Source organism: Paenibacillus sp. FSL L8-0638 (assembly GCF_038593075.1).
GTDB lineage: Bacteria > Bacillota > Bacilli > Paenibacillales > Paenibacillaceae > Paenibacillus > Paenibacillus polymyxa_D.
Genome location: NZ_CP151960.1, coordinates 2,394,437 through 2,406,550, shown reverse-complemented (window position 1 = coordinate 2,406,550; position 12,114 = coordinate 2,394,437). Strand labels below are relative to the sequence as shown.

The 12,114-nt window shown below is 47.6% G+C and carries 6 protein-coding genes; all 6 read right to left on the bottom strand.

Annotated features, from left to right (window positions below; translation table 11 throughout):
- Position 1: 1 nt before the first annotated feature.
- The 6 genes from MKY35_RS11010 to MKY35_RS10985 are packed head-to-tail and all read right to left on the bottom strand — an operon-like array spanning position 2 to position 12,101.
- Positions 2–3,055 (bottom strand): hypothetical protein, encoded by a 3,054-nt coding sequence (locus MKY35_RS11010; RefSeq protein ID WP_342446365.1) that lies wholly within the window; start codon positions 3,053–3,055, stop codon positions 2–4.
- Positions 3,052–4,317 (bottom strand): hypothetical protein, encoded by a 1,266-nt coding sequence (locus MKY35_RS11005; RefSeq protein ID WP_029519150.1) that lies wholly within the window; start codon positions 4,315–4,317, stop codon positions 3,052–3,054. Before MKY35_RS11005 ends, MKY35_RS11010 begins: the two co-directional genes overlap by 4 nt.
- Positions 4,318–4,333: 16 nt before the next feature.
- The gene (locus MKY35_RS11000) at positions 4,334–4,987 is read right to left on the bottom strand and encodes a hypothetical protein (protein ID WP_039273361.1); all 654 of its coding nucleotides are present in this window, start codon (positions 4,985–4,987) and stop codon (positions 4,334–4,336) included.
- 18 nt (positions 4,988–5,005) lie between these two features.
- Positions 5,006–6,295: a vWA domain-containing protein gene (locus MKY35_RS10995; protein ID WP_342446364.1), complete on the bottom strand. Its 1,290-nt coding sequence runs from the start codon at positions 6,293–6,295 to the stop codon at positions 5,006–5,008.
- A 46-nt stretch (positions 6,296–6,341) separates the two neighbouring features.
- Positions 6,342–8,708 carry a transcription initiation factor TFIID gene (locus MKY35_RS10990; protein WP_342446363.1) on the bottom strand — a complete coding sequence of 789 codons (2,367 nt, stop codon included), beginning with the start codon at positions 8,706–8,708 and terminating at the stop codon, positions 6,342–6,344.
- Positions 8,709–8,711: 3 nt separating this feature from the next.
- A complete protein-coding gene (locus MKY35_RS10985) occupies positions 8,712–12,101 on the bottom strand; it encodes a tubulin-like doman-containing protein (RefSeq protein ID WP_342446362.1) in 3,390 nt (1,129 codons plus the stop codon).
- Positions 12,102–12,114 lie beyond the last annotated feature (13 nt).

The following is a 12,114-nucleotide window of genomic DNA, read 5'->3' as shown; positions in this document are numbered from 1 at the left end:
TTTATTTCTGTTTTATAGTTGCTTCGTCCGCGGCTTTCACTTGAACTAGCGGATATTCTTCTCCATCAACGGTAACCGTGCTAGCATCATTCAGCTCTAACCGTTGCCATATGGTCAACAACGTACGATAAGGATACTTCTTCAGATCGTACTCCTTTGTCTCTGTACCATCACCGGACGTGCTGCCTATGGTTTTATCGGCTGCTATACCACTACCCTCAGTAGAAATCTCCGAAGTCGAGCCTCCGTCCGTATTGTCTGTCACTGCTCCAGACTGATCGCCGCTTGTTCCACTGGATGTACCACCACGAGCTGTGGAACCACTGTCTGTGGATTGTCCATCTGCTGTCGTACTTTTTGTAGTGGCGCTCCCAGTGTTTACGTCACCGGATGGATCATTGTTCGCTTTACTGGCTGTTTCCTTGTCGTTCTGTTCAACAAGTGTAAAATTTTCGTATAAGTGCTCCTGTTGATCCGCCCCAACAATGGCGAGCTTCTTCGGCTTAAATTCTGCCTGCCCTGTCGATGTCTGAAACGCAAACAACAGCTTGACCATTTTCGTAGTGGACTTGGTATTAGGCACATGTGTCACTATCGCCGTAGGCTCCTTTTTTACGGGCACTGTAGGCTCTACAGGCTGTTGTTGTACAGGCTTCGGAGTGGCAACAGGCGCAGGTGTGTCAGCAGATCCGATCACCCCGGTTGCTTTCAGGCCGCCTAGCGTACCTGCAATGACAATCAGCACGATCCCGGAAATCACCCCACCTTTACGGAAACGACGAAGCGTTTTGACCAGAGGCGTGTCCGTCTCACGCTTTGCTGCCAGATAGAAATTTTTAAAGGCAGGCTTCGCAGGTTCAAAATATTGACGCCACAGCATTTTCTTATGCAGTCCCTCTCGTCCTTCCTTTTGGAAGAATAGAAGTAGCGCACGTCTGTAGGATGGTTCAAAACCGCCGCGTGGAGTAGCAAACTCAGGGTGTTCCTCCGACCATCGGATAAAGCGGTACATCGTATCGTTATCCTTTGTCCATTTGCGAATCGAACTGACCAGGCGAGCGAAATCCAATATTCCCTCTCCCGGCCCGTCAGAACGATAAAAGGCAGGCAACAGACGGGCAAAATGGCCTTCCGCAAGCTGCTGGGGCAGCCAGCCGTAAGCCCAATCCTGTACCTTTTCTACTTCGCTGGGCTCCAGACCGTCCAGCACCGACGGTTTCGGGTCCTCCGTGTTAAACCAATCATAAGCCGCAACTAATCGCACAGCTTGTCCCTTAAGAGGAGCAGGCAGCTTTCCAACCCACTGCACCAAATCGGGCCGTGTGAAAAAAGGAATCTGTACGACCTGATCGGGTGATATTTCCTTTAGCTCTACTTCGGTAAGTAAATACCGATCCGACGCTTCCTGCAAGCGTTCTGTCAATCCAGATTGCTCCAGCGGGGACAGTTTGCCTACGGCAGAGTTGCTGTCCCATTGACACAAGCGTTGGTGAATGGCAGCCACAGCCTCTACTGGTTTTCTTTCCGCACGCAGTCGGCCCATCAGTGCAGATTCTGCCAAAAGCTGAAAATCGGCATTCGCCGACACTTCGATATACCTACTGCCCCATTCGTGCACAACAGCCAGCAGCCCCTTGGCATCCGGTGTTCTTTTCATCTGACTGTCCATGTAGGGAATGAACAGCATTTTTGTCAGTGCCGGATTACCCAACACTTTCGTAAAATATGCCTTGCCTAATGATGGATTCTCTTCAATTGTATGATAAATATACGTGACTGCTTCCGTATTTCTGGCAGTATAAGCATTGTTTAGCGAACGGATTAAATATTCCACCAACCGATTTTCGCTGCTGCGTGCATGAACTTTATAATAGTCCTTGAAACTATCTACCAGGCCTACATCCGGAATATATCCATCCTTCACCCGATCAAATTCATGATCAAAGAACGACAGAAACAGATCATTCAGCCTCATTTTACGTGGCAGCGCATCGGGTGGTGATAAATAATCAGTCAGGCTTCGTAACACAGTGATTCGTTGTTCGTTGTATAATGCCCGCTCTCCCTGCTCAATTCTGTACAACGTAATTAGCTCATGATAGCTGGATGGCGTCAAATCACGCCCGGCCTCCATACCTGTCAGCATTTGCTCGGCAAATTTGAAGAAATCGTCAGGCGTCTCACCATTCAACAACGTACGGACGATCCAGTCAAAATACGGCTGTCTCACCTGCTCTGCATCCACATTAAGTATTCGACTATGATTAGACAGGTCAAATACAAAGTCCTTTTCTACATTCCGATCACCGGGACGCAAACTAAAAGGCTCAACAAACATCAAGTGAATGCCTTTTCTGCTGTTTGGTTCCTGTGCATATGTAAGAAATCCGAGTCTGTTGCGAAATGCATAAGGCAGTGCTGCATATAACACACCAAGCAGTTGCTTGGCTGAAGATCCGACCGCTTCTACAGGAACATTCAGCGCTACGTATACCTTTTTGCGACCCGCTGCGGACATCATGACTGCGTATAAAAGCTGTTTGAACACTTCTTCGCTCAGCTGCAATTGAGCCAGCACTGTAGACGGGTCAACAGCCGGAAATACACTTCCACCTGGTAGACGCTCCAATTCCGGCAAATCCGTTCCCTGCTCAATATCATAAGTATCAACAAAGGAGGTGTTCAGCCACTGCTTATAGTCAGACGGAGATTCACCATGTCCGGCTGGAATCACATAGTTGTGCGTGAAAAGGGCGCTTCGTAGCCCAGTAAAATCCGCAGCCTTATAAATACTGCGGCCAAGTACTACATCCCCGGACTCCGTCCGTACCAGATGTATGGCTTCCGGATAGACACTTTCCTGTTTCTCGCCGCGCGCCGTCAAAGCAGCAGGCGCATCATATACACATAAGGGATGCAGCACCTTTTTAATAAAAGAAGCATCCAATCCTTTGGAATTAGCCACTGTATCGAAGCCTTCCGTAGAACGGAAAATACCACGCCGTTCCCGTGTGTACATCTGCTGTTGTATCAAATGAGAGGTAGCATAACTCACTGTGATTCTCTCCCCTCAATGTACTTCAACTTATAAAGCAGCCAAATAAATGGCTCATCCACACGGATCGGACTAACCAACCCTTGCAGCTTTTGCTCAACCGGATTGCTACCCAGCGCGGAAACCGCGAAATAGGCCGTATCCGTAAAATATACATCCATCGTGCCCTTGAACGGTTTATCCACCTTTTCGATGAAGCGCCGAACTTCGCCATCAATGTTCGCAAACTCATCCAAATCCATATATTTGCGATGCTCCATCGGATTAAAAATATTGCTGTTCGTCTTGATGTATGTGCCTTCTTCATCTGCCAACGCAGTAAGCATATCACTTTTGGTCAGGACGACAGCGGTCGGAATGTCCGTTTTCCCTTTTTCCTGATAGGCGATAAAATCACCGAACATCGTAAGTACAACGTCACGCGGTTCATCATATTGTGAGACCCACTCACCCGGCTTATCGCCAAGGTTAATCTTAATGCGCTCCCGAATAGAGCGGATTTGTAGTGGATCGACCATAAAGAGAATACCTGCAGAATTCTTAATATGCTGTCCATGCAGTCCCAGATAGTCCTGATCTACCATTCCCTCACCGGCGACATCAAAAAACACTAGCGTCAGTGGCGGCTTTTCCTCATCCTTAAATACAAACTGGAAGATAAAAGGCTCCTGCATCTTTTCTTTTTGTGTCGATGTAAGCAGATCGCCTCTTTCAAATAAGGGTTCCTCATACATAGTGCGGAACTTTCGGCTGATCTCTGCATTGAGTGGCATGCAAGCCGCGTCAAAATGATCGGCCGTAACATGTTGCAGCGTGTGAATCAGGGAGGTCATATAAACAGATTTCCCTGCCTGCGAAGCTCCAATAATCGAAATGATATTGCTAGGCACCTTACCCGCAGTCACGGGCAGCTCGTTATGGCAGTGCGGGCACAGTCGGTGACGCGTCAGCTCACCATAACGGTCGGTCAGTCCTGTCAGTACATGATCAGAATACAATCGATGTTCCTCAGGAACATCAAGGGGATGTAAAATCGCCTCCATATCATGCACACTGTCCAAGCCAAAACGCTCTCGATATTTGTTCAACAGTTCATCTTCACCCAAAGCGTAGTCCTCGTCATCTTCACGGTGATGAGAAGCACGGAATACTACTTCCTCCGGGGAGAATTTACTAAAGCAATAAGGGCACACAATATCATAAAATAACGGCCTTGGCGCTGCCTGTGGCTTTCTTCTGAATAAATTGCTAAGAAAACTCATCGGTTGCGGCCTCCTTTCATTCAGGAACTAATTCATATACCGTGCCATATTTCTGGCCGTCCGTAAAAAACAGCCGCACATATTCATCTCCCCCCACTTCAACAGCGGGTAAAACATTCCGTCCCGCGGCAAAAGGTGCCGTGAACGGATACAAGGTTCCATCGTCCCGATCTGTGGGATAGCCCCCACGCTTCTTCACGTAGCAAAGCGCCTCCTGCGGGACAGGAACTTCGGCTGTCACCTGAATTTGGACGGTTTTGCGGCTGCGAAACCAGCCTTTTTTATGGTGAACCGCATATCTGATTTTAGCCCTTCCGGTGCTCAACTCCAGTTGGTTGGCTCCGTCTTGCTGACGGATCACGTAAGTGTCTCCATCCTCCCGAACAGCCGGATACACGGTATACCGCACGCGTCCAATGCCTTCAATTCGGTCACGATAGCTGCCAGCAGCCTTATACTCCTCGCGTGTAAAAAGTTTTAGGCTTGAAAAAGGCGGTAAAACTTCACCTTCATTTTGCCCATTCACACCTGCATCGGCTGATTGTTTCGCAATATATACCACGGCTGCGCCCTCAGGCCACTGCCAGCGTAACACAACCCGGTTGTCGTCAATTTTGTGGCTCAGCTCCGAAATAATAGGATCACCGGGCTGTGCTTCCCTATACTGCATAAGTTCCAGCCTCCCGTTCTAAAATCCACTGCTGCGTCGATTGCGCGTCGGGGCTTCCGCTGCCCCTCTCCGGCGTCCTGACAGCTCACCCTGACTTCCTCCACCGGAAGATCGGCGAGTATTTTCCGCAATCGGCAGAACAAGCGAAAAGATAGCAATAAGGGCTGCCAGTACGAGCGCTGCCAACAAACGAATCATCAAGTCGCCTATAGGCGATCCAGATAATCCTTTTTCCAAAATAAAGCCAGCGAGCAAGCCTGCCGGGACTCCACCAATGGCGAAGTTCCGTGCAAGAAAACGGTTATCGAACATCAGCCCAAGAGCTAATCCCAATAGAGCGCCGATAATGACCAGAGCCGTTACACGATAAATGGCAAAATACAGACTGTCGGCATATTCACCTGTCCGCTCCGTTACCAGTGTGCGATCACCGATTTTGTTATATATTTTACCGAACGCCTGAGTAAGTCCTTGGGCATTGGCTACATTAGAATATGTTCCGCCTGTCAGGTTAGCAATATTTTGCAATAAGGCTATACCATCCGACTCTGCCAGTTTCAGCCCTATTGTATTGACCGGAATCTGGCGCGCGATATAAGGAGCCAATGCTGTCTGGGTATCCAACTCGCTAAAGCCATCAGAGAGCATAATAACGAGAGAACCTTTTTCTGCATTGCCTTGGGTTTCAATCTCCTTGATCGTCTCGTCCAAAGCAAGCCCAATCTCTGTACTGCCTGACATTATAGTCTGCATACTATCGATTTTGGAATAAACCGCTTGCTTCTCTGCATCTGTGCGAATGGGAGTAAATGGCTGAACCAACTGCGCAGCAGATTCAAATGAAACAATGGCTACCCGCTTGTCTCCATCCATTTGACCAATCAGACTCTTGGCAGCCGTTAGGCGTTCATTATCAGGATCTGTTTGTTGCATACTTCCGGAATTATCAATCACAAGTACGAGGTCCTGTACGCTCTTGCGCCCTTCAGGGTTAACCTGATAGCCCAACTCCAATAGCAGACCTGCCACCAACAACATCACCAACGTAGCAGGCACCAGTAACTTCCAGGATAACCCGGAGTAGCGCTGCCGCCATGAATGTCCATTTAACTGTGGCGAAATCAGTTCGCCAATCAGACAGCCTAGGCCAATGCACAGGGCCATGATGCCAAAATACAGCCCGATCACGATGATATGCGGCCAGTGCCCTATCAATTTGTGAAGAATAAGCTCTCCCAAGATGAAGCCTACTACAGCGCCCAGCAAGCCGAACAGTAATAGGAGAACGTTAAATTTACGCTGCTTCATAAGAATCGTTGCTTCCTTCCATCATTAAAGTAGGATGAATATGTGGCTACCGCAATTCCGGCAACCGGTCCACGTCGATTCCGTGAAACACGAAACCATTCGCAGTATATGTCTCATAATACGTTTTGCCGTTGCGGTAAACCATCAGATCCTCCAGATGGAAGCCGCCCATCAAATGCAGTTTTTCCACCCCGCTACTGCGACGCTCATGCACAAAACCCAGTTTGTAAATACGCGAAGTAATGTCCACATCCATCGCATAAGGAAGAAATTCGCCTTCGTAGTCACCAAAGAAGTACTTTTCTTCATACCGATGCTCATGGGTATAGTCGAGCAAACGTACGTTAATTCCGCCATGTTCCTCTAACGTTTGATACAGTTTTCTAAACAGCTCATCCTTCGGAACGACCAGCCGATTTTCATATGCAGCAGCTACATTCGCACGCCGCAATAATTCTTCTTCGAAGGTCTGATTAAACGGCTGTGAACTGAGAATCAAGGTACGACAGGTCTGCGTAAGTCGATCCACCAATGCGGACAGACCCCCGTCCAGCAATCCGGATACAGGCCCCATATGCCGGGTATCAAAGAATATAGATTTTCCCCGCTTGCTTTCCAGCTCACGCATGACATCCTCTGTCACACGCTCGTAATACTCGAACAGGTTTTGACCTGTGTAACTGTCGGCCTGCCGAATACTGTCCGTTGCAGCTTGATGCAGTTCACGCTCCAGGCTGGCAAGCTGTACTGTAATATGCTTCGCTTGTGTATGCCATTTCTCTAGTGCCAGTTCATAGCGGCGAAGTAACTCCAAATCCGCTTGAATCCGCAGCATGTGCAGCTTATGCCCGTAAACTGTCTCGGTCAGGTAACGGATCAAGCTGCGCACATTATGCTTATCCATGAGTGGCAGTCGTTGAAAAGGCTGGTCCTCCACCCGCCCGTTATACAGGGTATCCAGTTCAGCGGCACTAATCTGCAAGTCATTGGACGTATCCCGAATCAGCCCCCGAACAGCCGTAAGCACATTCCCTGTTTTATTTTCATCCGTCCAGTCTGTCAACTCGAAAAATCCGATTTCAGGATATTCCTTGGCAGCTGCATTCACAGCCAACTGCAGACCTGATTCCGCCTGAAAATTTCCCAACCGTTTGTGCACAATCCGTTCACAATTATCACGAAAAAAGGCTTCGCAGCCTTGACCAAACAAGGCCTCCTCCGCCTCACGTAATGTCATTCGCTTCAACGAGCCGTAGCTGGCTCCGCTGGTCATCAGTGCACTCATGTCCGTGATCGCTTCATTACCAGGAACTAGATCATTTCGCGTGCGACCGCGCTCAGCAGCATCTAAACCAAAATAATTCAGCTTATCGCGTATGTCCCACTCCTGCTCTGTTCTCATACGCTCTAACAGCTTCACATAAAAGTGATACAGCACCGTAAGTGCGATTGACTGGTTAGGGCGGTTGACTCGGGAAAATCCAGCCGACACATAACCCTGCCGCCCGGATTCCGTCATGATGTTGTTTTTAAACGATGTATTGTTGTATCCCCCATCCTGTGACCGATAGGAATCTCCTGCCTGATAACGGTTTTTAAGAAGCTGAATGTGGCAAATGATGTCACAGCTTTCTCGCAGACTATTCGGCACCGTTACGCCGCGTTCGTTCTTGTCGGACAGCACATAGACGAGATCGAACAACGACGATGGAGCATGGGATACCGGAATGGTCAATTTGTCCTCGGTCATATGAAGCGGTGCCGTAAACGTATACTCCGGACTCTGGATATAGTCCAGCTCCCGCATGAAAGCAACGGACGTTGCACTACTGTAGCCGAATTGGACAGCCTGATCACTTTCATTCACCAACACATACAGATCCATTTGTACAGATTTAAAAGACTGTGCGAAAATATACTCCGCCAACAGCGTAATTTCAGGGATTAATACGTTCATGGGGTCATCCGCTGTCGTCAAAATCGATAGATGGACACGCTCGAACGAAGAATACAACCGACCGTAATCTGCCAGATGTCCACTAGCCCGGCGCAACGCGGTGTTAAGCTCAATTAGCTGCGATTCATGTGTATAAAAAGCCTGGTGCAAGTCACGGCGTATCGTTTGGTGGCCACTTTCCTCCGGTACCGCTATCGTATGAACAATAGCATCCACCGAACGATCTACAGCCGCATGTTCTTCCTGCGAGCGAATCTGAATATACGTTACTCCCGTGCTGTTATCCCACTTGGTCCGGTTGATATCTGCAATGGTGTTCATTACCGGGTTCATGCGATCACCGATAAAAAGAAACACGGACGGGAAATGGATGCTGCTGCGTCCATCCCCGCTTCCGATTAATTGGTCCTCTGCGGCTGCATAGTCAGCCGCATAACGTAACAGCTGCTCTCTCATACTTTACTTCAACTTTCTGCGGATGTCGTTTAATTTTCCAGCCAGTTGAGCATAGAATGCATAAAGTTCCGCTCCGTTAGCCAGCTCCACCTTTTCATATTCCAATTGATTGCGGGCCTCTGTGTAAGTTGCAGCCAGTTCATCCAGCTTCGCCAGCAATGGTGTAATATCCTCAGATGAAGTCAATACAGCATCACGGCGATCCGCCTTGCGCATTAGAGCTGCAAATTTCTTTTCCTCTAAACCACGGAAGTTTGTAAACACTTCAAACTCCACATAATTGCGGCTCTTCATGACGTTCGCAAACGGCTCCCAAGCCTCTTCCTCTTCGTCACGATCATAGACATACAAAGCGCCTTTTTTCGTAATCGTGTCTGTATAGAGAGCCTGAATGAACTGATCCAGCCATTTTTCTTCATCCTGATATTTACCCAGCAAAGCTTCCAGTTCAGCGGCTTTCGCTTCAATTTGTGTATATTTCACCAGTTCTTCACGAACCACCTGTGTTAACTCTGGTGAACGGATCAGGTTTTCCTTCGCCATCTCTTCATTGATGCTGCCAAAGATGTCCTTGCTTCCGGCCTGCTCCAGCCCTTCAGCCAGCAAACGTTTCAACTCAGACCATGCTCTTTTCACCTCACCCAAATTCGGCTTGGATTCATGCAAGCGCATATCGTAGCCTGCCAGCATCGCATTCAGATCTAGCGCATGTGAACGGATTACAGTGAAGCGGCTGCTCGTATTCTGATCGACATCCTTTTCTCGAATCACGCCAAGTGACTTGGCACGGTCAAAATCATTACGAATCCGTGCATTGTATGCTTGCACACGCGAATTGACGTAAGTTTCGCCCCATGACTTTTCAGGAATCGGCGACGGCAGATTAGTCCAGTTGTTCTGGCCTGTTTGCACCAGATGGCGGCCAATACCTTCGCGGTCAAGAATCGTTTTTTCATAGCTTTCTTCATACACTTTGAGCGGCGTATATACAAACAGAGGAACACCATTACGCGTATTGAGCCAGAAAATCCGGTTACGAACTTCACTTTCTTTAATAGTAAAGTGTGATTTTCCAATTGCATTATTTTGATAATTGCGAACGCCTTTTAGGATATTAGGCGACTGTACAGGTACCGAAACGAATCCCCAAGACGGGAAGTACAAGTTGCCAGAGCTATTGCTCAGATGGAACACAGGTACAGCTTCCTCATCCAGTTTGCTCGCAATGTAGCGCTCCACAAATTTTTCAATGGCTTCATCTTGCCCGTATTTCATGACGAGGAAATCCTCCATGGAACGGGTAATGAGATCACCGAACTTATCAGTCAAGAAATTGGAGATTGAGCTGATGATGTCCATATCCTGATCCTTCACCCATTGATCTGAATTTTCGAGCAATTCTTGGGCAAAATCACGAATCAAATCGTCACCGTTGCGGTTATCCAGCAGCTTGGTCACAACTTCAGAAATATCCGGTACACTTACCAGATTCCAATAGTACGTTTTGTTACCTTTGTGATCGGACTGTTCCTCGCCGTTAATCAGCAGATCACCATTCTTCTCGAATATTGCGCTCAATGCGTTCAAAATTTCAGTAAATACATTATAAATGCGGCTATTTTCCTTATTCAACAGGTCATACAGGTCTTCATAAAATTCAATGAGCTGCTCTGTACGTTCCACATCAGCACGCAGCCAATATTCATTAATTTTCGCTTCAATGTACGCATTTTTCTTTTTATCCTTGGATACAAACGCGCTCTTGGCATCGCCCAACTTTTCGTTCGCCTGCTCACGCGCCCATTCAATGTCCGTTGGAATACGGTGCAGTGATTCACGCAACGTCTCCACATATGAAAGCAGCATTTTCAGCAAGCTAAATCCTTTTTCAGTATAAATCATGCGGGATACATAAAACGGTCCTTGCTCAGGATGCAGAAACATCCGGCGAATTTGATCCGTAAACTGTCCTGTAATTTCACCAGGAAGCTGCTTCTTCGCTTTGATATACTCTTCGCGGGCACGCGTCAGGAACGTTTGCTCCAGCTCGGTGTCCATATTGACAACTTGCATTTTAACGACATTGCTATAACTTAACCGTTCACTGTTTTCAAAGCCCGGAAGCGGCTCAGGTACACGGGATTCAAAGTTTTTGATCATGCTATCCAGATCCACGCCCAGCTTGCGGGCAAACTTCTCTACATCCTCTTGATTTGGCGATTGCTCGAACATTTTGGACATTTTGCCAAACATTCGATAAGCCAGATATGTCGTCATTTCCTCCATTGGCAGCACCGCCGAGGAAGCCCCGATAATATTGTAATCGTAGTTTGCTGGATACGCCTTATTCATTTGTGCGATGTTGGTACGGATATTGCTGATATAGTCATGAATGGCAAATTCTTCGCCGGATTGTTTTTCCTCACTCGCCATAAAGTTGGTGATGTTTTCGGCGGTGACATTCATGCAGTAATCATAAGCATTTTCCAACAGCTTGCCTTCCGTATTCGTGGCCGAAATGAGATGGCACAGATTAAACGGCGGAAGCGGCGAGTTCACGGTCAAAATATTTCCGTACTGCTGCTTAAAGCGTTCACCACGGCTGTCTACATTCATCCAGTAGTCCAGCTCTTTCAGTGCAGCATAGCCGTTCTTTTTAATATATTCACGTGTATGCTCACTCAGGCTTTTGTTCGCCAAATTAATATCCGGTGTAAACAGATACCCTAATGTATTTACACGGTCTACACCTGCAGAGCCATAATCGCGCTCAATAATTCCTCGGACGATATATGAGATATCGAGGAAAGTACCGCTTCCTGTACCGCCGGACAAACCGGACAGCAGGAACACCATAAGCTTCTTATTAGTGCCCTCAGACAAGGTTTTGATTTTTTTGTCAATGCTTTGAACGACCTGATTAATTTTGGTAAACAGCAGTAATCGTCCTGCCTGACGTACCCCTGCCGCCCCGTTCATACCATCGGTAATGCTCAGCTCTGGAGACAGCCAATCGGTAATGTACGGCTCTAGAATGCTACGGTTTTGCAGCAATCCGCCGATTTCCGCATTGGACAGCAATACAAACTCATTGATGGGGTCCAAACCAATCCCCTTGTATTTTTTGTTGCGGTCTTGTTCATTCGTTTCAAAAGCGAGAAATTCCACATTGTCCGGTTTATCGCTCTTTTTCTTGGAGATCGGATCTGCTGGAAGCTTGAATCTGCGGTTAATTTGATATTTCAAGCGGAGAAGGGCATCAATTCCCGTACCTCCGAGTCCGATAATTAAAATAGGATTATCAATAGTATCCACTCTGATCTTATCGCTTACGATCCCCCCGCCGAGTGATACGTCTAATTGTTGGATATGCTCTCTAACTACTGGTTTCATAGATATGACCTCC